This is a genomic window from Sodalis sp. RH14, assembly GCF_047324285.1.
Classification (GTDB): domain Bacteria; phylum Pseudomonadota; class Gammaproteobacteria; order Enterobacterales; family Enterobacteriaceae; genus Acerihabitans.
Map to the genome: position 1 here is coordinate 4,057,937 of NZ_CP178739.1, position 22,598 is coordinate 4,080,534.

Here is a 22,598-nt window from a genome sequence, read left to right on the forward strand (position 1 = left end):
CGCCATGCTCATGTCCCCTTGGCGTATTGCTGGTACAAGGGCAGCACCTCGCGCCGCCAGACGTCGGCATTCAGATCGCCCGCGTGGCGATAGCGTATTATCCCCCGGCCGTCGATGAGAAACGTTTCCGGCGCGCCATAGACGCCCAAGTCCAGCCCCAGCATGCCGTCGCCGTCGTACAGGCTCAGCGTGTAGGGATTGCCCAGCGTATTCAGCCAGTTAACCGCTTTGAGGCGATCGTCTTTGTAATTCAGGCCCACCACCCTGACGCCCTGGGCCGCCAGGGTATTGAGGAACTGGTGCTCGGCCCGGCAGGTGGGACACCAGGTGGCCCAGACGTTAAGCAGCATCGGCCGCCCGTCGCGCAGTACCGAGCGATCATAGGTCCTGGCGGGATCGTCAAGGGACGCCAGCCGGAAATCCGGCACCGGCTTGCCGATCAGCGCCGATTCCAGCAGCGTGGGATCATCGCCATGGGCATTGCGTGACAATTGCACGATAAAGGCGGCGGCCAGCAGCAGGAACAGCACCAGCGGAATATACAGCAGCTTTTTTTTCATAGTGGCACCCGACGTGCGGCCCGGCGGGCTTTTTTGTCGGCCCGGTAACGGGGGTCGGCCAGGCAGCACAGGCCGCCGGCCACCATAAACAGACCGCCCAGCCATATCCAGCGGACAAAGGGTTTATAATAGAGCCTGACCGCCCAGGCGCCGTCATCCATCTCCTCGCCCAGCGCGGCATATAAGTCGCGGGTCAACCCACCGCTGATGGCCGCCTCGGTCATCACCGTGCGGCTGACGCTGTAAAAGCGCTTTTCCGCCCGGAGCATGGCTTCCGGGTGGTTATGGCGCGTCACGTCAAACACCGCCGCGGCGCCGGTATAATTAGGGCCGCGCAAATCCTCCACGGCGCGGAAGACGAAGTGATACGCCTTGATGTCCACGCTGTCGCCGGTTTTCATGCGCACATCGCGCTCCAGACTATAGTTCTGGCTGAAGGTGATGCCGATAACCGTCACCGCCACGCCAAGATGGCCGAGCACCATGCCCCAATGGCTACGGGTAAGATGGGCCAACCCGCGGATAAAGCGGTGGCGATGGGTGGCGCGCTCGTGCACCTCCATCAGCGTCAGGATAATCACCCACAGCGACATCATCAGACCCACCACCGTCATGGCCTCGATCTCATCGCCCATCAGCCGGGGCAGCAGGATGGAAAGCGCCAGCGTGGCCGCCATGGCCAGCGCCAGGCGTTTAATCAGCGTTTTCGCCTCGTCCCGGCGCCAGCGGATTAACGGCCCGATACCGAGCAACAGGGCAAACGGCGCCATCAGCCAGGTAAACATACTGTTGAAAAAAGGCTCGCCGATGGAGATGCTGCCCATGCCGAGCTGTTTATGGATAAGCGGCAGCAACGTGCCGAGCAATACCACCAGCATCGCGGCCATCAGCAGCACGTTGTTGCCCAGCAGGAAGGTCTCGCGGGAGAAAACCTCGTGCTGCGCGCGGCTCCTTACCTTGCCGCCCTTGATGGCGTATAGCAGCAGCGAACCGCCGATCACCAGAATCAGGAACGCCAGGATAAACATGCCGCGCGCCGGGTCCGAGGCAAACGAATGCACCGACACCAATACCCCGGAACGCACCAGGAAGGTCCCCAGCAGGCACAGGGAAAAGGCGGCGATGGCCAGCAGCACCGTCCAGGATTTGAAGGTGCCGCGTTTTTCGGTCACCGCCAGAGAGTGCAGCAGCGCCGTACCGGCAAGCCAGGGCATAAACGAGGCGTTTTCCACCGGATCCCAAAACCACCAGCCGCCCCAGCCCAGTTCATAATAGGCCCAGGCGGACCCCAGCACGATGCCCAGCGTCAGGAAAATCCAGGCCGCCTGGGTCCAGGGACGGGACCAGCGGGCCCAGGCGGTATCCAGCCGGCCGGCAATCAGCGAGGCGATGGCGAACGAGAACGCCACTGAAAAACCCACATACCCCATATACAGTAGCGGCGGATGAAAAATCAGGCCGATATCCTGCAGCACCGGGTTTAAATCATGCCCATCGATGGGAATATCTGGCAGGGTACGCGCAAACGGGTTGGACGTGAGCAAAATAAACGCCAGAAATCCGCTGTTGATCATGCCCATCACCGACAGCACCCGGGCGACGGCCTCATCCGGCATGCTGCGGCTAAACAGCGCCACCGCCAGCGTCCAGCAACTGAGCAACAGCACCCACAGCAGCAGCGATCCCTCATGGGCGCCCCAGGTGGCGGCGACCCGGTAATACACCGGCAGCGCGGTATTGGAATTATTCACGACATAAGCCACGGAAAAATCATTGACCACGAACGCATAGACCAGACAGGCAAAGGCGCCGGCGATGGACGCAAACACACCGTAGGACAACGGCCTGGCCACCGCCATCAGCCTGGCGTCCTGCCGCGAGGCGCCCCAGAGCGGATACACCGCCAGCAACAGCGCCAGGCCGATAGCCAGGCACAGCAGGAAATTACCGAGTTCCGGCATCATGGCTGTTCCTTAGACGGCACGGCCTGGGCCGTATCCTGCCCGGGGTAGGGTATTTCGCCGCGCGCCAGGCGTTGCGTCCGGTCCTGGGGTTGGCCAGTCATGCCGGCCTGCACTGCGCCTTCGGCCATGGCGCGTTGACCGGCGGGCCGAGAATGGGTTTTCATCGCATCCTTCACTTCGGGCGGGGTATAGTTTTCATCATGTTTGGCCAGGACTTCACGCGCCTGGACCAGATTGCCCGCGCCCAGCACGCCCTGCGCCACCACGCCCTGCCCTTCGCGAAACAGATCCGGCAAAATGCCGTCATAGGTGACCGGCACGGAGCCGACGGCGTCATAGATCCTGAAGGTGACCTTCAGGGTATGGGCATCGCGCTTTACCGATCCCGGCATGACCATGCCGCCGATGCGCAGGCGCTGCCCGATATGCGGCAACTCCTGCCGCTCGCCCTTGCCCTCGAGGATCTCGCGCGGCGTATAAAACAAATCGATATTGGAACTGAGCGCGTAGAGCACCAGCGTGACTATCAGCGCGGCGCCCATCAGCATCACGACGGCCAGGCAAAGACGGCTTTTACGGCGCGGCGTCATCGGGCATCCCCCCGACGCGCGGACGGATCGGCCGGCGCGCCGCCACGGCGCATACGCAGGGCGCGCGCCTGCTGCCTGCGGATAGCGTCGAGCAGCTGTTGCCGCCGCCACAGGGTATGGGCTATCAATCCGGCCAGCGACGCCAGGGTAACCGCTACCGCCAGCCAGACGTAGAAACCATAGCCGCCCATGGCGAAAAACGCCGTCCAGGAGGTGAAAGCCGGGCTCACGATCGCCGCGCCTTATCAGCCAGAGCCACCGCCCACGGGCGATGGCGGTCCTGTTGCAATATCAGGTTGCGTAAACGCATCAGCGTTAGGGTGGCGAAAAACAGCAGATAACCGAAGATCGCCCAGCGCAGCGGAGTGCGCATGCTGGGATCAATGCTTTGTTGCATATTGGTCGAGCCTTGATGCAGGGTATTCCACCACTGCACAGAGTAATGAATAATCGGGATATTGACCACGCCCACCAGGATCAGGATGCCGGCGGCGCGCCCGGCCAGGCGCCGATCTTCAAACGCGTTGTACAGCGCCATAACGCCGAGGTAGAGAAACAGCAATACCAGCTCCGAGGTCAGCCGGGCGTCCCATACCCACCAGGTACCCCACATGGGTTTGCCCCAGGCGGAGCCGGTAACCAGCGCGATAAAGGTAAACGCCGCCCCCACCGGCGCCATGGCCGCCGCCGCCAAATCGGCCATCTTCATCTGCCAGACCAGGCCGATAAACGCGGCAACGGCCATCGCGGCATAGATACCCATGGACCACATGGCGGCGGGCACATGGATATACATGATGCGGACACTATCGCCCTGCTGATAGTCCGGCGGGGCGAAACCGAATCCCCAGCCCCAGCCGAGCAACAGCGTCGCCGCGCTCGCCAGCGCCAGAACCGGTATCAGCCGGCCGCACAGCTGGTACAGCCGCTCCGGCTTCGCCCACAAATGTAGTGTCTTCCACATTATTGTTTTGCTCACAGTAAAAATACATAACACGGCCTGCTCTTGCCGACAGTCCGCAGGTTATTGCAGGCTCACGCGCAGCGCGGCGGCGGCGGCGAAAGGCGCCAGCAGCGCGCTTCCCGCCAGCAGGGCGCCGAGGATCGCCAGATAGCCGTCAAAGGGTAGCCCCTGCGCGGCGTTATCCAGCGCGGCGGTGGCAAATATCAGTACCGGTATAAATAATGGCAGCAACAGCAGGCTTAGCAGCACCCCGCCTTTACGCAATCCCAGGGTCAGGGCGGCGCCGATAGCGCCGATCAGGCTCAGGGTGGGCGTTCCCAGTAATAACGACAGCGCCATTGCCTGCCAGGTGTGGCGGTCCAGCGCCAGGAACAGGGCCACCAGCGGCGATAGCAACAGCAGCGGCAACCCGGTGACCAGCCAATGCGCGCAGATCTTGCCCATCACCACCAGCGGCAGCGGCAGCGGCGACAGCAGCAACTGCTCAAGCGTGCCGTCATGAAAATCATCGCGGAACAACCGCTCCAGCGACAGCAGGCAAGCCAGCAAAGCCGCCACCCAGATGACGCCCGGCGCGATCCGCCGCAACAACTGCGGTTCCGGCCCCACCCCCAGCGGGAATAACGTAATCACGATCAGGAAAAACCACAGCGGATTCACGATATCAGCGCGGTTGCGCAAGGCCAGCCGCAGCTCGCGGCGCACAATCAGCCAGAACATGGCGCCGCCTCCCCCTGCCGTGCGGCCAGGGCCATTTTGCGCACCCGCGCATGCGTGTCCGGCAGCGCCTGATGGGTGGTCAGCAGCACGCTGCCCCGCGCGTCGGCGTGCGCGGCAAACAACGACATCAGCTGCGCCACGCCTTGTTGATCGATGGCGGTCAGCGGTTCATCCAGGATCCACAGCGCTGCGGGGCTCAGCCACAGACGGGCCAGCGCGATACGGCGCTGCTGGCCCGCGGACAGCCCCGCCGCGGGCAGGTCCTCGTATCCCGACAATCCCACATGCTCCAACGCCCGCCACAGGTCCGCCTCATTGCGTCCGCCGCCGCCCAGCGCCTGGAAGAATGCCAGATTTTCCAGCGGCGTCAGGGACAGATTAATCCCGGATAGATGGCCGATAAAAAGCATCTCGCGGTGATACAACCCGCGCTCGCGGCGAATCGGTTGCTGCCGCCAGCTGACCTGGCCCTCGTCCGGCTGCGCCAGCCCGGCCAGGATCCGCAGTAAAGAGGTTTTACCGGCGCCGTTGGCGCCCTCGACCTGGACAATATCCCCGGGGGAAATGCGGAAGCTCAATCCGGAAAACAACACGCGATCATCACGAATACAGGACAGGTTGTTTGCTTCCAGCATCAGAAACCCAATTCATCATTAATTGTATGGCGATCATAGCATAGGCGACTATCGCAGCGCTGTTCATCGCCATTGCATTCTTTTTCGGTCCAGGAAGGATTGTATTAGATCAATAAAACGCAACAAATACCAGCAAAGTTAAAATTTTGTTACGTATTGCCCCCGGCTGGTGACAATTCTACCGGCGACTCCGCCGACCCGGCGGACTTCTTTTAGCGCCGCCGGAACAAAATACCGCTACGCTTATTGATTAATAGCGAATGTATTAATAACCCGACGGATACGGATGAGGAATGCGGATGAGCGAGACCAACAAACATGATGATCCCGGCGTCGCCGTGGAGAGTGACGAGCATGACGCCAATACCGATATCGAGGTGAAAGAACAGAATCTTCCTTCGCGCGCCGCCGCCATACATGAAATGATCCGCGAAGAGGGTGAAAAGGAGCTGGAACGCGACGGCCAGGCGCTGCTGTGGTCGGCGGTGGCCGCCGGCCTGTCGATGGGCGCGTCGCTGATGGCCAAGGGTATCCTGCATGCCCATCTGCCCGAGGGCGCCGCGGGATTTTTGCTGGAAAACCTGGGCTACACCCTGGGTTTTATTATTGTCATTATGTCGCGCCAGCAGCTGTTCACCGAGAACACCCTGACCGCAGTGCTGCCGATTATGCAAAAGCCCACCGGCCATAATATCCTGATCCTGCTGCGATTGTGGGGCGTGGTGCTGCTGGGCAATCTTGCCGGCACCGCGGTGGTGGCGTTTGCCTTTCTCCATATGCCGATTTTTAATCCGGCCACGCGCGAGGCCTTTGTCGCCCTATCGCAGGCAATCATGGTCAATCCTCCCGGCGATATGTTCGCCAACGGCATTATTGCCGGCTGGATTATCGCCTCCATGGTTTGGATGATGCCTTCCGCGGGCAATGCCAAAATCCTGGTGATTATCCTGATGACCTACCTGGTGGGGATTGGCGATCTTACCCATATTGTCGTGGGTTCGGTGGAAGTGTTCTACCTGGTCTTTAACGGCGATATCCCCTGGCATCACTTTATCTATCCGTTCGCCCTGCCCACCCTTGCCGGCAATATCGTCGGCGGCACCTTTATCTTTGCCCTGCTCAGCCATGCGCAGATCCGCAACGACCTCAGCCGCCAGCGCAAGGAAGCGCTGAAAAAAGACGCCGCCCGCGACGGGCAACGGAAAAACCGCCGCCAGAAAGTGGATACCGGTGAGGAGTAGCACGCAGGGCCTGGCGGCGGAGGCCCTGACTGCCGCGCCGCGCGCGGGCAAACGGATTTTTTTGCCCGCGTTTGTCGAAGGAATGAGCAAACGCGCCGTTAAGTGCTTATTTTCGGTGCATAATCGGGTATAATCATGCCCGCTACAGGGTCCTCGTAGTTAAACGGATATAACAAGCCCCTCCTAAGGGCTAGTTACAGGTTCGATTCCTGTCGGGGACACCATCACCGCCTAAATCCGCATAATTCCAGCTAAACAAATCCCGTCTCGATTCGCGTCACGTCTGCATGCGAACTAAACCCACCTGAAACTCAAGCAAAGAGTCGATCTTCTTCGCCGCGATAAGCCGGTTTCACCCTGATGCGCCGCAAGACGACGGCTTTATTATCGTTACGGCGGCCAGTAAAAGGGCTGGTATATATCCACGACCGCCATCCCTTAGCGATGACGCGGGAGGTACGCCTCTAATGGCTATCGCCCAAGACAACGCTGGGAAACGCCGAAGAGCTGGCGCACGATTTCACCATACCGGCTGAAAATTTTCTTTCAACCCTGTCAGTCAAGCTATCGGCAATACTCACAACGACAAAGTAGGGATTATCAAATAGACCGATAATCATGAGCTGTAACCGCCGATTCATTTCATGAATTTGTATTCCCCCATTGTTCTACTTCCGTAATGCGAATAACTTGTAATTATTACCCCACAGATAATTTTTTATTCACCCTAGAAAAATTTTACTATCTGCACACCATTTATCTTTCTGTGACCCTCATTGTGATTAATTTAAGTTTTTAAGCAAACAATGCATTCGAAGAGCGTGCAAGCTATTAAGCATCGTAAGTAATAATTCACAAATCAATACTGGGTAAAAGTATGGAAGAAATACTCACTGTTTATGCCAATCCACCAGCAATAACAAAAAATTGTATAGATATTCCTTTTGACCGTTCAAAACCGTTCAGTAGTATATTATGTGGAGTTTATAACGCCTCTGATGCTGTTTTCCAAGAAATAAATGCCAATTTATCACATATAGAAAACGTTGTGCCTATTCATAAAAATGCCAGAGAACAAATTGAACAGGCACAAAAGAATATTATCGAGGCAAAACTGGCACACTTAAAATTAATGGCTACCGAATCAACCAAGCTGGACGCGCATCAGCAACAAGTGAAAAAATTGATTGAAGATCAAAAAATTTCTTTAAATCACAGGAACGCCGACTTGGAGAGAGTGAGGAATTTACAGACAAACCTACATAACAAAATGCAAGTTTCTCTAACACAACAACGAGAAATTTCTAACTCTATTGTTGCAACAAGCGTACAAAGCACACAGGCACAATTCCGTACACAGATGGCAAAAAGTATGGCATCTATGCAACTCGCTGGTGACTTGCTTGGAAAATCTAGAGCTTTTCAGCAAGCAAAGAAAATAGCGGAAAAACAAAGGCAAGAAGATGAGCACCGGTTGCAGGAATTAGCTAGAGAAAATGAAAAACTTCAGATGCAACTGCTTGAATTGCAGAAAAATGAACAAGAAATACAAAGATATTCTTACAGGCGTAATTTTGAACTAGAAATAATCAAATCACAATACAATTCTGCGGAAACCCATCAACAGGCCGTTAAGAGTCGCCACGAGGAAGCGGCAGAGCGTTATAAATTATATGATAAAGAAATTCATAGCATTAAAAATTTGGTTAATATATTCGGAGTTAAAATTGACTCACATTCTTCAGTTGCGCAAAAAGATATTGAAATAAAAAACAACATCATCACTCTTAAAGAAAAAGCACAGCAAGTTGAACAATGGCTTAAAGAAACCCATGCAAGGCTTGCATTACAACAAAGCCACCCATCTATGATAAATCATCATTTTGATCATTGCATTAACGACCTAAATAACTCAGATCTTGAACCCGAGCCAAAAGAACGCCTGATTAAAAAATGGGACGAGTTGCGTCATACGGAACTAAACAACAAGAAAATAATAATATCAGGCTCAGAACTTGAATTAAGCAATATAACTCATATCCATAATCAAATTAATGAATGCATTGTATATTTCAAAGAAAAAGAAGAACAGTTGAAAAGATATGTTGCCAAGCGCGATTTCGAGCTAAAAATAATAAAATCACAATACGAATCAGAAGAAATCCATCATCGAGCCGTTAAGAGTCGCCACGAGGAAGCGGCAGAGCGCAACAAATTATATAATAATGAACTTGATAGCATCAAAAATTAGATTGATATATTCAGAGTTAAAATTTACTCTCATTTATCAGTTACGCAAAAAGATATTGAAATTAAAAACAACATCTTCACTCTTAAAGAAAAAGCACATAAAGTTGAACACTGGCTCAATGAAACTCATGCGAGACTTGCATTACAACAAAGCCATCTATCAATGATAAATCATCATTTTGATCATTGCATTAACGACGTTAATAACTCAGATCTTGAGCCGGAGCCAAAAGAACGCTTAATTAAAAAATGGAATCAGTTGCGTCACACTGAGCTAAATAATAAAAAAATAATAATTTCACGCTCAGAACTTGAATTAATAAATATAACTAATATCAATAGTAAAATTGATGAATACATTGCATATTCCAAAGAAAAATCAGCCAAAGTTGACTCATTGATTAATAAACTTAGCTTTTTGAACACTAAGCAACAAACCCTGAAGAAAAATGAAGTTACCAATTGTGAGACATTGGTATGTGACCTGGGCACGCAGGCTAAATGGGCATCGATTGAGGCAAGTCAGACGCTCGCTTTTGCCGGTGGAATAGCCGCGGGTGTCCCCGCTGAGCTGAACGACACCGTAAATGGAATAATCCATGCTGGAATGCATTACTCTGAAACGTATGCCGCACTTAAAGCGCTCGTTAATAGCGGTGACGTACTTGGTAACGTATCCGAGGCTATGAAGGATAAATGGGTAGCTCATCTCGACAAAATGGTTGCAGCCCAAGAAAGAGGCGGTGTTGCTGAATTTTTTCAGGCAGGAGTGGAAGGGGGCAAGCTTGTTACTGATGTTGTCACACTAGGCGCGGCTGGCGTTGGCGCCGTGAAGCTCACTAAAGCTGCTGCAAACGCTGGAGTTTCAGCGGGTCAGCGCATCGCAGCAAAAGTTGCGTCGCGAATGGATGCATCACCACCAGGAACAAAAACTGTTAAGCAAGCAGATACCGGAATGGTTTGGGGTGAAGGAAACATGAAGCAAGGTGATCCATTTGAAACTTTCATCGGTAAAGAGTATTTGCCCGAAAGTATTCAATCACCTAAACCATTTGAAGCTTTCGATTTTCATGATAAATTAACTGGCGTAGCGGTGAGCGTTAAAACATTAGATACTCTCACGCCGTCGATACTTAAAAAGCCAGCAGGTATATATAGCAGGTTAACCAGGTATGTTAACAAAGCGAAGAATTTCAAGCAGCAACAAATGAAGGATTTCTCTCTTACTTCTGAAGAAATTTCTTCACGGGAAATATTCTTAGGTGTGCCAGCAAAAACTCCTACGGCGCAGTGGGAACAGATTAATAAAGCCATCAAGTATGGTGAAGAGAATGGCATAAAATTCACAATATTCAAGGTGGAATAATATGAGTGCCTTTGTAAAATCAGAATGGGCAACCATCCTTTCTAACCAAGATTTTATCTGTATAAGCACTTGCTCCGGCTACAGAGGGGGCCAGCGCGATCCCAAAGGGGTTCAGCACATTATAGATCCTAAAAGCGCGGACGATGATGTTGGTTTGCTTATTTTAGATGCGTTATCACATAGCAGGCTTGTCCTGCCACGATTTCGCCAGGATGTTGTAATCCACCCGGATACAGTTTTCGAGCCTGAATTTTATGACAATAAACTCATGGAAGAAAGATATGATGCATGGGTGGAATATATCATGAAGAGGTTTTCTTATAAAAACGAAAACCAAATGTATAAACAGTTGAAAAACTGCTCTTTGACCCGGACTAATGGTCAGATCATCTTTACTCCCTGGCATCACAAAAAATTAGCAAACTGGGATGGTGACGGCCTAACAGATGCCGATAAGGTCATCATCCCCGCCAGTAGTGTTCCCACGGAGATAGGTGCCGGACTGCGCCTCGCATTGAGCCGATGCACTGGTTGAAAAACAGCCTCGGCTTATGCCGGGGCTTTTATTTGGCTTTAACAACCGGCAAGTCTTTATACTGCGTCGTGTAGCGCGGTGAAAGCAATGTGCGCTTCATCCTCCAGGCTTGCTGTATTCCCTGCCCCGCAAACCATACTTTCCCTATACCAGAGTGGTTTATCCCGTCCAAGACCTTCATAAGCGCCTCGCTGTTAACCCGCGGCTTATGCTCATCGAATAGAGCCAGTTGAGCCACCCCCAGACCGTAAAAATCCCCCAACATAACGCCGGCTTTCTGATAGCGCATTCCTGGCAAGAAAATCTTGTCCAGGCACTCCATGGCGACGCGGATAATGTCGCGGGTGTCATTGCTCGGGATAGTGAGGCTACCGGTCGCCTGATTGCCGTAATAGGGTTCATCTACGGCAAACGGGCTTGTCTTGATGAATACGGATATCTTTTTGCAGTACTGCCGTTCACCCCTGAGTTTCTCCGCTGCGCGCTCAGCATATGCGCAGATAGCCTCCCTTACCTGTTGATAGGTGGTTGCCCGGTCACCGAATGATCGCGAACTGACTATCTCTTGCTTAGTGGGTGCAAACTCTTCCAACTGCATGCATGATTCGCCATTGAGTTCCCGGACGGTGCGCTCCAGCACAACGCTGAAATGTTTGCGGATAAATGGCGGGTGACTGTCTGCCAGCTGGAGAGCGTTATAAATCCCCATAGCAGTAAGCTTCTTCGATATACGCCGGCCAATGCCCCAAACGTCCTCTACAGGCACCAGGGCCATTAATTTTCGTTGCCTGACCGATGATGAGAGGTCTACCACTCCGCCTGTCTGTGTCCACTGTTTGGCAGCATGGTTGGCGAGTTTCGCCAGAGTTTTGGTCGGGGCAATGCCCATGCCCACGGTGAGCTTAGTGCGCTGCTTTACCCGTTCCCTGACATCGCGGCCAAACTGCTCCAGGCGCATGCAGTTGCTGACCCCTGACAAATTCATGAAAGCTTCATCAATGGAGTAAATCTCCACTGACGGGGCCATCTCTTCAAGTGTCGTCATAACCCGGTTGGACATATCAGCATACAAAGCATAGTTACTGGAAAACACATGCACGTGGTGTTTCCTGACGATGTCCTTAATCTCGAAAAAAGGATTCCCGGTTTTGAAACCAAGCTTTTTAGCTTCAGCCGAACGCGCTATTACGCAGCCGTCATTGTTACTCAGAACGATGACGGGCTTACCTTTCAGATCTGGACGAAATACCGTTTCGCAGGATGCATAAATTGAGTTCACATCCGCCAGGGCAAACATGGTCAGGGTGCCGAGTGAATGAGAAACGTCACTACGCCGAATATCTCGACGTTGTCCTCTAAACGGATTGGGATGGCCCGATAAGCCGTATTCATAGGCAGCAGGTGCGGTGTAGGGGTGAGCTGCAATTGTTTGACAGTAAACTCACCGTCAACTGCTGCAATGACAATCTGTCCATGCTGTGCTGTGAGCGCGCTATCTACAATGAGCATGTCGCCCTCGTTGATAAACCCCTCGATCATCGAGTCACCGATCACCTGACGAAATAGGTAGCGGCTGGATGGCTCACACATAACTGATTTAAATCTATACGGTTTTCAATATAGTCTTGGGCTGGACTGGGGAAGCCAGCGGGCACCCGCCCCAAAAAAAGAGGGAGGGGTATTACTTCGGCAAGTTCAACGGCCCGATAAAAATCATGTTCGCATACTCAAATGGATCATTACTGTTGTTTTGTACAGCATAAGCATGATGCCAGTGGATTGTGAAAGGCGAGTGAGGCGGTAAATCGTAGGGTGTTGAGCGGTGGGGAGATTTAGTTTAACCACCGCGTTAGGATCACATATGAGACTGGTTAAATGATTGAGTCGCCGAAATTAATTGATTCTCTGGTTAAAAATCTCTTGGGAAGATAACGATTGTAATGGTGTTTTTCACAGAATTCCCTTAGTTCACCAATATCTGTTACGCGAGCTTTGATATATATCCGTTGCATATAATTATTGAATGTATTTAATGAAAGATTCAACCTTTCGGCAGCCTCCTTTGATTTTAATCCTTGCAGTCGATAAAACATTATCTCACACTCTCGCTCAGTAAATGTGTCGTCCGGTTTATTTAGAAGCAAAGACCCTGGCATATGACCTTTAACGTAGTCATTTAAGGAATATACCGTTAACTCTATATTATATCCAAACATACCAACACACTCATGATTATCATTATAAAAAGGCATCTTCCTAAATATATAGGGGTAGTCAACCGCATGAGGATGCAGTTCTAACGTTGAAAATTGTTCCTGAGTTTTTATAACCCTCTTGTATTGGTTATCAAATTCATCTACTACGCCATCTACTGCGAAAAGGTTATTGTCAATTTCACAATCATACTTACCAATAATATCCGCGGGTGATTTAGCGCCAAGCAAATCAGCGGCAGCCTGATTACAGTAAATTAATCTTGCGGACAAATCTCTTATGCCATAAGGAGTTTTTAGCTGATCAAAGGCATATCGCATTGAGTTCGGTATATTTATTTCTGGAACGATACTACTCTTACATTTATCATTATTCATTATAACTTACTCCTATTGATGATATTTAAATGACTTTATCACCGCAGGAGGTTAACAACTACTGTCTTAAAGTGTAGAGTAAAAACTAACTTTAATAATATTGATATTTAATAATTAGGTAAAGTGCGTGGGTGCCTCTAAAGGGCCAGGGAAGGCCCGGCCTAAGCCGGGACACTTATCATTTTTGTACTGTAATTAATTAGAATCTTCGGTCCATGGAAACGGAGGCGGCGCCACCACAGGAGCAACTCCGTTTTCCTCTCGCCACGCATTGATGTCGGGGGTATAATTCCAACGCCTGACCCTGCCGTAAAAATCATCAGCAGCGAATGTGGCATCGCTTCCTAGATATTCGTGGCCAAGCCTGCCAAGTTCATTACAAATGTCTTCTATAGTATCCCCTACAAGCAATGCCTGGTTAAATTGAGCATGGGGAATTCCATAATAACCTTCTTCATAAGCAAAATTAGGTTCACTCATAGTTACCTCACTTAAGTTGTTTTTATTGTTGAAGCCCAGATAACAACAGACAGTTACACCTTATATTTCAATCGGAAAAGTTGGCTTTAATGTCACGGGAGACCGAACGCCATAACATTGCAACATAATACTGTTGTTATATACAGTATAATCATGTGAAGGCGATTTTGTGAAGTGAACCGAGGGCAAAAAAAAACATGTCTTTGAATAATAATATAATTCAGTTTCTATAGTACTGCATTCCGCAGTAAGGACGCTAAGCATTGATGCTCAGGCGCGTTTCGATAGAGTTTGCAAGTGCTACTAGAGGGCCAGCGTAGGCCCGACCTGAGTCGGGACACTTTTCATATTTGTATTGCAATCACTCGGAATCTTCGTTTCCTGGAATCGGAGGCGGCGCCACAATCGGAGCGATACTGTTTTCTTCACGCCAAGCATTAATCCTTGGGGTGTAATCCCAGCGCCGAACCAGTCCATAAAAATCATCAGCGATAAAAGCGGCATCGCTCCCCAATGCTTCATGGGAGAGTCGGCCAAGTTCATTACAGATATCTTCTATAGTATCCCCAATCAGTAAAGCTTGGTTGAATTGTTCCCGGGTTATTCCATATCGTTCCGCTTCTCCAAAATCTGGTGCACTCATAATGACCTCTCTTATGTCGATTTAGAAGTTATGCATGATAATAGAATCTGATAAACAGATTAGTATCAGTTAACTCCATCACATTTTAGCCACATATATGGCAAAATATTGCAGAATTATTTTTATCACGATATTTCAATTAATTGCTGCCCAGCCCACAAATGCCGCCAATAGATCCACATATTGCTCGCGAGCTGATCTCTTCCTATTAAACAGGACCAGGCTAAACTGGAGTTTTCTGCCACACTTCTCATACTAAAAGGGGGGATCCGGGCATGAAAAAATCCAAGTTTACCGAGGAACAGATAGCGTTTGCCTTGAAACAGGCGGAAGGCGGCACCCGCGTGGCGGAAGTGTGTCGCAAGATGGGCATTTCTGAAGCGACCTTTTTCAACTGGAAGAAAAAATTTGGCGGCATGGGCGTGGCTGAACTGCGGCGCTTGCGCCAGCTGGAAGATGAAAATCAGCGGCTAAAACGCTTGGTGGCGGATCTGAGCCTGGACAAAGAGATGCTGCAGGATGTGCTAAAACGAAAGTTTTAAAACCTGCCCGTAAGCGTGAAATTGTCCATTTTTTGCTTGACGCTTACCGGGTAGGCATTCGTCGCGCCTGCCAGACGATCCCCATGAGCCGCTCGGTTTATCACTACCGCTCTTGCCGTGATGACCGGGTGCTGACCATGCGGATCAGGGAGATTGCTGAAACCCGGATCCGTTATGGCTGCGAGCGAATACATGTACAGCTCAGGCGTGAAGGCTGGCGAGTGAACCACAAAAAAACGCACCACATATACTGCCAGGAGGGGTTAAATTTGCGGTGCAAACGGCCCCGGCGCCATGTGACGGCGGCCCACCGGCGTGAGAGGCCGCTACTGTCAAATCCGGATCAATGCTGGAGCATGGATTTCGTTGCTGATAATCTGTTTAACGGGCGCCGGTTTCGGGCGTTAACTGTGGTCGATAATTTTAGTCGGGAATGCCTGGCGACCCATGCCGGCCAGTCGCTCAGGGGCGAGGATGTGGTGGCGGTACTGGAGCATCTGAGGTTGATGCACAATCGTGTGCCGTTAAGGATCCAGGCCGACAACGGCAGCGAATTTATCTCAAAAGTGCTGGATAGATGGGCGTACGAAAATAAGGTCACCATGGACTTCTCACGCCCCGGCACGCCGACGGATAACCCGTTTATCGAATCGTTTAGTGGCAGCCTGAGGGATGAATGCCTAAATATCCACTGGTTCCTGTCGATGGAAGATGTGCAGGAAAAGCTTGATCGCTGGCGGGAGGAATATAACCATGACAGGACACATTCTTCATTAAATGATCTGACTCCGGCGGAATTTATCCGAAGTCACCAAAAACGGCAAATCCTCTAATTTAGCCATGATCAGGATATGGGGGGAGGTCACAAGTCTTGTACGGTTACGGTACTTCTGGCAGTAATTACGACGCTTTATATTCTCGTGTCTACAATGGAAAATCATGGAGCTTATGGAAACAATTCACTTTAACCTAGCAGCTTGCTATATAAGCGTTATCTTATTTTAAGTAGAGGGCCATCCGTGGCCTTTTTTATAATTTTAAAGTTAGATATTAATCGTGTATTTATCAAAAAAACATCATAAATAAGATATTTATGAACTAACGAATTGGAACCTGTGTATTTCATTATGACGCGCTCAGTTACGGCCAGGATTTGGTGCTCGGTAAAACGGACTTTGTGCATAATGTCCTCCTCGTTGGCATATTTATTATGCCGGAAAATCTATATAAGTGGATGGAACGATTATGTGGGATACTTGCAAAATCATTACAGCCGTACTGTGTGGCAAAGATTGGAAAACCAAGCCCCGGGGATGGGGCTTGGTTAATCAAATCATCACTGAGCGGGTTAGTTGAATATTCTGATATTAATAGCAATGGCAAAGGGAGAACTGACGCCAGTAACAGCAACTCGCGGCGATGAATTAGCGGGCCAAGTCACAAAAATTCCAGTACCAGAATTTCTATGGTCGCACAGTACAGTATCAGGCGTAGAGACTGAACCATCAACGCCACGCTTACCCAAAACGCACATATACTTACTACCCTCAATGGCACTACCATCCACAGCGCGAGTTGTGATAATAATTTCCGCTACTCCGTGTGTGATAATAATATCGCCGCCATCAGAAATATCATAAACGGTGCCATTAATAGCATCGGTAATAACTTCGTGCCATTCGTAACCGAATGTCACACCATTAATTTGAGCCGTAGAATAACGTAGCGATTGGACAACCGTTCTATCCCGAGTTAAATCAAAAGCGGTCTGTGGGCGCTCCATCCATGTTCGACCAGCATTCATAGATCCTAGCCTGTATATTGGAATATTGACACTAGAGCCTATACTACCGATCCATGGCCGAGATAAGTCATTTTGTGCATATTCAATAATACCATTGCCATCTTCATGAGAAGCGCCTCCTTTTTCTGTTCTGATGCCTTCAATCACTGTGTTATTTTGGTCGCCTTCAATATGAAGTATAGCCTTCAATTTTACAGTTGTATTTCCATGAATCTCAGTCCATTTTGAATCATATTGTGATGTACTTTCTTCAAAATATAAAGCATATTCAATATCAGCAATAAACATATTTTGTTCGAATTGCCTAGCGAATGAAGATTGTGCGCCTAGTCCAATAGTCCGGCCATAGCGATGCGCAAACCGGCAATTGACATAGGCAATGTTATAAAATGCATTGTTTTCAGACCAGAACAGCTTATTGTTTGTCAATATTCCTTCACCATTACTAAAGTCTATAAATGAACAATTATGAAATTTAGCCGCCCCACAATCATCCATCCGTAGACCACCAGCCGCAGCACTGTTAGTCCTATTTTCCATCCTCAATCCGCGGACCTCGAAATGCGCATGCATTGCTGCTGTACCAGTTTGATAAAGACGTAGGCCATAAACGGATTCCCGTACATCAACTTTATAAACGAGACCTTGCCATAAAGGATCTGTGGAATCAGATTGCAAACGGAGGGTGTGGGTAGTCGCGGTGGCAATAAATTCTCCACGGGGAACTCCATTACCTTTCCATGCCCGGGTGATGCGCCCTATTTCATCAATATACATTGCGAAAGAGCCTGCGGACACAGCTACGTCATAACCCTTGATATCGGCCATAACTTTATATGTTTTACCAACCGTAAGACCGGTAAGAATAATTCTCGCCATCCCTTGCGAGGCTGAAGCAGCACCCCAGGATAAACCGCCTGTTGATGTGAGTTCAACATTGCCGGTCAATGACCATCCGGAGAAAGTAACGGCGCTACCAGCAATATATTGCGCTATTAATGTGCCCGCGTCGACCAGGATCCGCGCGCCGGAAAAATCCAGCACGTGATCGATGACATTACTGACCGCTGTGCGATTAATTGAAAGCTGCTGAGTTATCAAAAACGTGCCAGAGCTTGTATTAAAATATCCGCCACCTATGGACGAACAAAAATCAAGCCATGCTTGAATCGCTGCGGTATCATCCGTAACACCATTGCCTATGGCGCCAAAATCATAAGGTGTTATGGTGTGACTCAGCTTATTACCGATTGTTTTTTGGGGATAAGTATTCGTTATATCATAGCCTATCCACCCAGCTGCAGCCGTATCTAACAACTGATCTTTAAACTGATCAGGGTCATATTTCAACACGTTTGGAAAGTAAAATTGCTGGACGCCATCAGCATCAAGGACGGTCATTGACTGCCCTTCAACCGTTACAAATTTTGCTACCTGACCGGCATACACTGGATAGCCTCCGGCATTGATGTTTATAGGTTGAGCTACCGCGGTATAGGTACCCTCCGCACTCTCTACATAAACCTGTATTTGATTTGCAGCCACAGTCGGGTCCGTGTCAATCTGCCCGACATAGACAGAACCATTGGCGCATGCTTGGAAGCTATTGGCAAGGGTGAATAATTGTGATGGCATAGATACAACGATATTAGGTATGGTCATATGTTTAGTACCTCTTTGAATGTGTTAGATAAACCGTTTACTTCATTAGGTTGATATTTAGCAACCTGTTAAATGGACTGAGTAATGTAATGACCAAAAGAGAAGCGGCACAAATTAAACAACGGCATTTTTAACCACATAACAGATAATTATGTAAAAATGCTTCCTGAAATATGTCCATGCCAAAAATCGTATCATAGAGAACTGTAAATAAAAACAGTACTTGACTACACCCCCAGCAGGCATTGCTGAGGTTTAAATCGATCATCAGCTATTTCAGCCGGACATTCTCCTTCTCCGGTTGCCATAAGTGTTGCCATCCAGAGGAAGACAGACCAACCACTCGTTTACACCAGGTGTAAAAGTTATATCGGAAATCCCCAGCTTGCCACAAACCGCTGGTACGGGGGTATCCAGTCCAGCCTGTTTGAAATCAAACGCGATCCACGCTTCTGTGTAACGGGACTTTTTGGTCGGCATTACCTCTGTCAAAGGGATAGGTTCATCACGTAGGATTGGCGATTTTGGGTGGGGCAGAATTCGGGGTGGGGTCAGTATGAAAGGCTGAACTTGCGAAACGGACATGGCCGGGAAATCGTATGGCACTGAGCGGAAGGGAGATTTACATTCACCCCCGCCCAGAACTGACCAAAGCAAAGATCAGATTATTGAATCGCTGAAATTAATTGCTTCATGAGTTAGAAATCTCTTGGGGAGATAACGATGGTAATTATGTTTCTCGCAAAAATCCCTTAACTCCCCGATCTCTGTTACATGCACTTTATTGTAAATCTTCTGCATATAGTTATTAAATGTATTTAATGAAAGATTTAACCTAGCAGCAGCCTCTTTTGACTTCAAACCTTGCAAGCGATAAAACATTACTTCGCACTCACGCTCAGTGAAAGTGTCATCCGGCTTATTCAATAATAGTGATCCCGGCATATGCCCTTTTACATAGTCGTTAAGTGTATATACTGTAAGTTGTGTATTATAACCAAGCATACCTATGCATTCGTGCTTATCATTAAAATAAGGGATTTTATGAAATATGAATGGAAAATCCACAGCATGAGGATGTAGCTCCAACGTAGAAAAAGGAGTCTGCGTCTCAAATATACGTTTATATTGTTTAGCAAAATTCTCTATTGATTCCTCGGTATCTAATATAGCGCAATCGAATTCACTGTCGAATTTACCAATGATTTCATTAGGCGACTTTTTGTCTGCGAGTAGAGCAAGCGGCTGATTGCAATAAACCAGCCTGGAGGACAAATCTCTTATCGCTATGGGACTTTTTAATTGGTCAAAAACGTAACGCATGGTGTTTGTAATATTAACTTCGGGAACCACAGTACACTTGCATATGTCATTACTCATAATTACCCCCGGTCATTGATGATATTTAAAAACTGTATCATCGCAAGGAGTGACTAACTACTGGCCTAAAGTACAGCGTAATAAAATAACATCCTTAATTTTACGGCTTAAGGTTTTTAATTAACGAATTTTTTCGCTTTAATAAAAATATAACTAGCCTTGCATTTAAAATAAAAAATTATTGATGAGAAACGTAATTATTAATAGTGTGAGTCCCGCAGTGCTTTGGCCCATTATGGCCCATTTTTATTAATGATATTATGGAAGCATTAAATTTCGAATTACTGAAAGGATTAATGACGGGGAAATGGTCGGTTTAGTTTTACGGCACAATTTAAATTATTGTCGGGCTGCCACAGTTCTGTCTCTTCTATCCCGTCTATACTTAAGATCTCTCTGCAATATAGATGACGACCATGTGCGGCCGATTTGCTGAATTTAATACCAGAGAACACTATCTCGATTTCCTGCGAAGTGATGTTGCGTTTTCGGGCGCATTGGATGGCGAGCCGATAGGCCGCTACAACGTTGCTCCAGGCAGTCGCGTTCTGCTGCTGAACCAGCGCGACGATACGCTGCATCTGGATCCCGTTATCTGGGGTTATCAGCCCGCCTGGGCCAAAGAAGCAGGCCGCCCTCCCCTGATTAATGCCCGGTTAGAAACTGCCGCCGCCAGCCGCATGTTTAAGCCGCTATGGCACCATGGCCGCGCGCTGGTGATGGCCGACGGTTGGTATGAGTGGAAGAAAGACCCGGACCATACAAAAGTTAAACAACCCTATTTTATCTATCATAAAAATAAGAAGCCGATATACCTGGCCGCGATAGGCAGATTCCATCCCGATGCCCTGGACGCGCCGGAAGATGATGGTTTTGTAATCGTGACGGCGGCCAGTGATCAGGGGTTGGTGGATATCCATGACCGGCGGCCGCTGATCATGACGCGAAAGGCGTCATTAGAATGGATATCGCCGGATACGACGTCGGGGCGCGCCGAGGAGCTGGCCCATGATTGCGCCATGCCGGCGGGGGAGTTTGCGTTTCATCCTGTCAGCAAGACTGTGGGGAATATTCACAATAACAACAGTTCGCTAATTGCAAAAATTTATAATTCACACTTATAGTCCTCGCGCCGGCGAGGACTATACAGGGATGCCGCCGGGTACCGTGGGTGCCGCACAAACGGTCATATCAGCCGCCAGGACGGCACGCCACGGCATTTTCAGTACAGCGCATCCACGGCGACTTTATAGCGGGCCTGCCTATCGGCCAAGCCGTTGACGCCGCCGTTAATCCGTCTAGTCAGCCCCACCATATCGCCAATATCGGCGAAAGTGTTACATTTATTGGCCTGCCAAAACCATCCGGCCGAACGCGCGGCATTGATATCCGCCAGGAGCAAATCAGGCTCGGCAAGCAGATCTAAATCGAGCGCTTTACCGCAGGCGGCATAATTAGCATAAAAGGTTACCTGTTTTAAACCTCGCCCGCGATATAACCAGCCGTCTCCCGGTCGCGTATTTCCGTATCTGCCGCCATAAACAATATTGGCTATTTTCTGCTGCCTGTCGATAGGCAGGGTTCTTTCAGAAGGTTGGCGGCCCAACGCCTCGCGCTGTGCCGGCGTTAAGCGATTGCCGAATATCTTGAGTCCGTTTATCGAATAATTAAACGATTCCACTACTGTGGTAAATCCACCTGATTCCGTACCGATTTGCGCAATAAAAGCTGCCTGGCGCAGCGGCGTATTAATACTGAATTCAGCCATAATAGCCGCCATATGCGGAAACCAGCGTGCGGCTAACCCGGCGCTGATATTAGCCGCCTGTTGGAATTGCTCGAGTGTCATATGCTTTGGCCCTTAACCGCCTGGTTTTCCTCCAACCCTTACACAAGGCAAGCCGTCCACGCTGCTAAAGGTTGCCGGCCCGGCGGTGATGGCCCTTAACCCTGGCGCGTCCCGCCGCAGGGCTGCGCTTGATGAACAATCGTCAGGGCCATCAGTATCATGAACATGCCGGCCTAGCAGGGGAGCTTGATCGATTCCGCGGGTGAGCAATCCGGGCAATTCGGGAAGGAAATCGCCTTTAGCGCCCAACGCTGGGTCTGACGGGGCTTAACCATGTTTACCTCACCCAGTCGCTATCTGCGTGACCGCGATGCCAGGTGTGTCCGTCATGGGCGGGCAGCGGCCGGGGCGGAGATAAAAGAGCAGCAAGCCATTTTTGCGCTAGAATAATCAGGTAAGCGCGCATTTCCGCTGGTGGGATGTGCTATCACATAATGGAAACATTTTAAAAGGCATGGCATTAACATGAAGAAATTCATCATCGCAATGATGACTGTAGTATTAGCCCTACCCTTTGCCCCCCTTACGTATGCCCATGCCGGGGATGAATATCATCCTAAAACAGTGCATAAATATCACCGTCACCACCGTGCGGCAAAGCATCATGGCAAAAAGCAGATCTATCGCAAGGCCGAGCCACAGGTGGGACATAACAGATGATGGGGAGTAAATCAGCTTTAACAGCAACAGCGTGGCGAAACCGGGTCGTATTGCGTTGAGATAGGCTGATGGCGTTTATCCGGCAGGACCCGCCATAAAATAGCGGCTTTTTTCATACCAATTAAAAGTGATTACACTTTGACATTATACTAATTAACATAA

Annotated in this window: 20 protein-coding genes, 1 tRNA gene and 2 pseudogenes; 8 read left to right on the forward strand and 15 right to left on the reverse strand. The window is 49.6% G+C overall.

All coding sequences use genetic code 11. The features are described 5' to 3' along the window. Positions 1 to 8: 8 nt before the first annotated feature. From ACL2XQ_RS18405 to ccmA, 7 genes and pseudogenes are all read right to left on the reverse strand, one after another. Positions 9 to 560, reverse strand: a complete 552-nt coding sequence (locus ACL2XQ_RS18405; protein WP_410014168.1) for a DsbE family thiol:disulfide interchange protein — start codon at positions 558 to 560, stop codon at positions 9 to 11. Next, positions 557 to 2,524, reverse strand: coding sequence for a heme lyase CcmF/NrfE family subunit (locus tag ACL2XQ_RS18410; protein ID WP_410014167.1), 1,968 nt, complete (start codon positions 2,522 to 2,524; stop codon positions 557 to 559). Before ACL2XQ_RS18410 ends, ACL2XQ_RS18405 begins: the two co-directional genes overlap by 4 nt. Before the next feature lie 140 nt (positions 2,525 to 2,664). Continuing rightward, positions 2,665 to 3,114, reverse strand: a pseudogene (gene ccmE, locus ACL2XQ_RS18415) (cytochrome c maturation protein CcmE); the annotation flags it as partial. Further along, a complete protein-coding gene (ccmD, locus tag ACL2XQ_RS18420) occupies positions 3,111 to 3,344 on the reverse strand; it encodes a heme exporter protein CcmD (protein ID WP_410014166.1) in 234 nt (77 codons plus the stop codon). The pseudogene ccmE and the gene ccmD, both read right to left, overlap by 4 nt. After that, positions 3,341 to 4,078, reverse strand: coding sequence for a heme ABC transporter permease (locus ACL2XQ_RS18425; RefSeq protein ID WP_410014165.1), 738 nt, complete (start codon positions 4,076 to 4,078; stop codon positions 3,341 to 3,343). The genes ccmD and ACL2XQ_RS18425 overlap by 4 nt, the downstream gene beginning before the upstream one ends. Positions 4,079 to 4,138: 60 nt before the next feature. Beyond that, the gene (ccmB, locus tag ACL2XQ_RS18430) at positions 4,139 to 4,798 is read right to left on the reverse strand and encodes a heme exporter protein CcmB (RefSeq protein WP_413727928.1); all 660 of its coding nucleotides are present in this window, start codon (positions 4,796 to 4,798) and stop codon (positions 4,139 to 4,141) included. Next, complete coding sequence (gene ccmA, locus ACL2XQ_RS18435) at positions 4,786 to 5,433, reverse strand: cytochrome c biogenesis heme-transporting ATPase CcmA (RefSeq protein ID WP_413727927.1); 648 nt, start codon at positions 5,431 to 5,433, stop codon at positions 4,786 to 4,788. Before ccmA ends, ccmB begins: the two co-directional genes overlap by 13 nt. Positions 5,434 to 5,732: 299 nt before the next feature. On the opposite strand from ccmA, the gene ACL2XQ_RS18440 reads away from it, so the two are divergent. From ACL2XQ_RS18440 to ACL2XQ_RS18460, 5 genes are all read left to right on the forward strand, one after another. After that, positions 5,733 to 6,674 carry a formate/nitrite transporter family protein gene (locus ACL2XQ_RS18440; protein WP_413732246.1) on the forward strand — a complete coding sequence of 314 codons (942 nt, stop codon included), beginning with the start codon at positions 5,733 to 5,735 and terminating at the stop codon, positions 6,672 to 6,674. Positions 6,675 to 6,823: 149 nt separating this feature from the next. After that, positions 6,824 to 6,898 (forward strand) — tRNA-Arg (locus tag ACL2XQ_RS18445). Positions 6,899 to 7,551: 653 nt separating this feature from the next. Further along, on the forward strand, positions 7,552 to 8,925 hold the full coding sequence (locus ACL2XQ_RS18450) for a hypothetical protein (RefSeq protein WP_413732244.1): 1,374 nt from the start codon (positions 7,552 to 7,554) through the stop codon (positions 8,923 to 8,925). 162 nt (positions 8,926 to 9,087) lie between these two features. Continuing rightward, a complete protein-coding gene (locus tag ACL2XQ_RS18455) occupies positions 9,088 to 10,290 on the forward strand; it encodes a hypothetical protein (protein ID WP_413739538.1) in 1,203 nt (400 codons plus the stop codon). Between the two features lies 1 nt (position 10,291). Beyond that, positions 10,292 to 10,825 (forward strand): contact-dependent growth inhibition system immunity protein, encoded by a 534-nt coding sequence (locus ACL2XQ_RS18460; RefSeq protein ID WP_413723349.1) that lies wholly within the window; start codon positions 10,292 to 10,294, stop codon positions 10,823 to 10,825. A 28-nt stretch (positions 10,826 to 10,853) separates the two neighbouring features. Here the strand turns inward: ACL2XQ_RS18460 and umuC are convergent, their stop codons facing one another. From umuC to ACL2XQ_RS18485, 5 genes and pseudogenes are all read right to left on the reverse strand, one after another. Beyond that, on the reverse strand, positions 10,854 to 12,122 hold the full coding sequence (umuC, locus tag ACL2XQ_RS18465; RefSeq protein WP_413732241.1) for a translesion error-prone DNA polymerase V subunit UmuC: 1,269 nt from the start codon (positions 12,120 to 12,122) through the stop codon (positions 10,854 to 10,856). Between the two features lie 2 nt (positions 12,123 to 12,124). Beyond that, positions 12,125 to 12,507: pseudogene (gene umuD / locus ACL2XQ_RS18470) on the reverse strand (translesion error-prone DNA polymerase V autoproteolytic subunit). 189 nt (positions 12,508 to 12,696) lie between these two features. Then, positions 12,697 to 13,416 (reverse strand): PAS domain-containing protein, encoded by a 720-nt coding sequence (locus ACL2XQ_RS18475; protein ID WP_410014159.1) that lies wholly within the window; start codon positions 13,414 to 13,416, stop codon positions 12,697 to 12,699. A 195-nt stretch (positions 13,417 to 13,611) separates the two neighbouring features. Next, complete coding sequence (locus tag ACL2XQ_RS18480) at positions 13,612 to 13,896, reverse strand: hypothetical protein (RefSeq protein WP_410014158.1); 285 nt, start codon at positions 13,894 to 13,896, stop codon at positions 13,612 to 13,614. Between the two features lie 361 nt (positions 13,897 to 14,257). Beyond that, positions 14,258 to 14,539 (reverse strand): hypothetical protein, encoded by a 282-nt coding sequence (locus tag ACL2XQ_RS18485; protein WP_413732239.1) that lies wholly within the window; start codon positions 14,537 to 14,539, stop codon positions 14,258 to 14,260. 275 nt (positions 14,540 to 14,814) lie between these two features. Here ACL2XQ_RS18485 and ACL2XQ_RS18490 point away from each other — a divergent pair. Continuing rightward, positions 14,815 to 15,914 (forward strand): IS3 family transposase gene (locus ACL2XQ_RS18490; RefSeq protein ID WP_413739539.1). Its coding sequence is split into 2 segments (ribosomal slippage): positions 14,815 to 15,067 and positions 15,067 to 15,914, totalling 1,101 coding nucleotides; the frame shifts between segments, so codons are not numbered across the junction. Between the two features lie 515 nt (positions 15,915 to 16,429). Here ACL2XQ_RS18490 and ACL2XQ_RS18495 read toward each other — a convergent pair. Further along, positions 16,430 to 18,547: a phage tailspike protein gene (locus ACL2XQ_RS18495; RefSeq protein WP_413732236.1), complete on the reverse strand. Its 2,118-nt coding sequence runs from the start codon at positions 18,545 to 18,547 to the stop codon at positions 16,430 to 16,432. A gap of 660 nt (positions 18,548 to 19,207) precedes the next feature. Next, positions 19,208 to 19,927 (reverse strand): LuxR C-terminal-related transcriptional regulator, encoded by a 720-nt coding sequence (locus tag ACL2XQ_RS18500; protein WP_413729714.1) that lies wholly within the window; start codon positions 19,925 to 19,927, stop codon positions 19,208 to 19,210. A 416-nt stretch (positions 19,928 to 20,343) separates the two neighbouring features. Here ACL2XQ_RS18500 and ACL2XQ_RS18505 point away from each other — a divergent pair, with 416 nt between their 5' ends. Next, positions 20,344 to 21,051: an SOS response-associated peptidase family protein gene (locus ACL2XQ_RS18505; RefSeq protein ID WP_413733175.1), complete on the forward strand. Its 708-nt coding sequence runs from the start codon at positions 20,344 to 20,346 to the stop codon at positions 21,049 to 21,051. Between the two features lie 98 nt (positions 21,052 to 21,149). Here ACL2XQ_RS18505 and ACL2XQ_RS18510 read toward each other — a convergent pair whose 3' ends face one another. Further along, positions 21,150 to 21,776 (reverse strand): glycoside hydrolase family 19 protein, encoded by a 627-nt coding sequence (locus tag ACL2XQ_RS18510; protein WP_413732234.1) that lies wholly within the window; start codon positions 21,774 to 21,776, stop codon positions 21,150 to 21,152. Positions 21,777 to 22,241: 465 nt separating this feature from the next. Between ACL2XQ_RS18510 and ACL2XQ_RS18515 the strand changes: the two genes are divergently transcribed. Beyond that, on the forward strand, positions 22,242 to 22,436 hold the full coding sequence (locus tag ACL2XQ_RS18515) for a hypothetical protein (RefSeq protein ID WP_410014152.1): 195 nt from the start codon (positions 22,242 to 22,244) through the stop codon (positions 22,434 to 22,436). The last annotated feature ends 162 nt before the right edge of the window (positions 22,437 to 22,598 follow it).

Coding starts and splice junctions, on each gene's coding strand:
- ACL2XQ_RS18485 (WP_413732239.1), bottom strand. CDS start 14,539: ATGAGTGCACCAGATTTTGGAGAAGCGGAACGATATGGAATAACCCGG.
- ACL2XQ_RS18510 (WP_413732234.1), bottom strand. CDS start 21,776: ATGACACTCGAGCAATTCCAACAGGCGGCTAATATCAGCGCCGGGTTA.
- ACL2XQ_RS18450 (WP_413732244.1), top strand. CDS start 7,552: ATGGAAGAAATACTCACTGTTTATGCCAATCCACCAGCAATAACAAAA.
- ACL2XQ_RS18455 (WP_413739538.1), top strand. CDS start 9,088: ATGATAAATCATCATTTTGATCATTGCATTAACGACGTTAATAACTCA.
- ACL2XQ_RS18500 (WP_413729714.1), bottom strand. CDS start 19,927: ATGAGTAATGACATATGCAAGTGTACTGTGGTTCCCGAAGTTAATATT.
- ACL2XQ_RS18405 (WP_410014168.1), bottom strand. CDS start 560: ATGAAAAAAAAGCTGCTGTATATTCCGCTGGTGCTGTTCCTGCTGCTG.
- ACL2XQ_RS18495 (WP_413732236.1), bottom strand. CDS start 18,547: ATGACCATACCTAATATCGTTGTATCTATGCCATCACAATTATTCACC.
- umuC (WP_413732241.1), bottom strand. CDS start 12,122: ATGTTTGCCCTGGCGGATGTGAACTCAATTTATGCATCCTGCGAAACG.
- ACL2XQ_RS18460 (WP_413723349.1), top strand. CDS start 10,292: ATGAGTGCCTTTGTAAAATCAGAATGGGCAACCATCCTTTCTAACCAA.
- ccmB (WP_413727928.1), bottom strand. CDS start 4,798: ATGTTCTGGCTGATTGTGCGCCGCGAGCTGCGGCTGGCCTTGCGCAAC.
- ACL2XQ_RS18410 (WP_410014167.1), bottom strand. CDS start 2,524: ATGATGCCGGAACTCGGTAATTTCCTGCTGTGCCTGGCTATCGGCCTG.
- ACL2XQ_RS18475 (WP_410014159.1), bottom strand. CDS start 13,416: ATGAATAATGATAAATGTAAGAGTAGTATCGTTCCAGAAATAAATATA.
- ACL2XQ_RS18440 (WP_413732246.1), top strand. CDS start 5,733: ATGAGCGAGACCAACAAACATGATGATCCCGGCGTCGCCGTGGAGAGT.
- ccmA (WP_413727927.1), bottom strand. CDS start 5,433: ATGCTGGAAGCAAACAACCTGTCCTGTATTCGTGATGATCGCGTGTTG.
- ACL2XQ_RS18480 (WP_410014158.1), bottom strand. CDS start 13,896: ATGAGTGAACCTAATTTTGCTTATGAAGAAGGTTATTATGGAATTCCC.
- ACL2XQ_RS18515 (WP_410014152.1), top strand. CDS start 22,242: ATGAAGAAATTCATCATCGCAATGATGACTGTAGTATTAGCCCTACCC.
- ACL2XQ_RS18505 (WP_413733175.1), top strand. CDS start 20,344: ATGTGCGGCCGATTTGCTGAATTTAATACCAGAGAACACTATCTCGAT.
- ACL2XQ_RS18425 (WP_410014165.1), bottom strand. CDS start 4,078: ATGTGGAAGACACTACATTTGTGGGCGAAGCCGGAGCGGCTGTACCAG.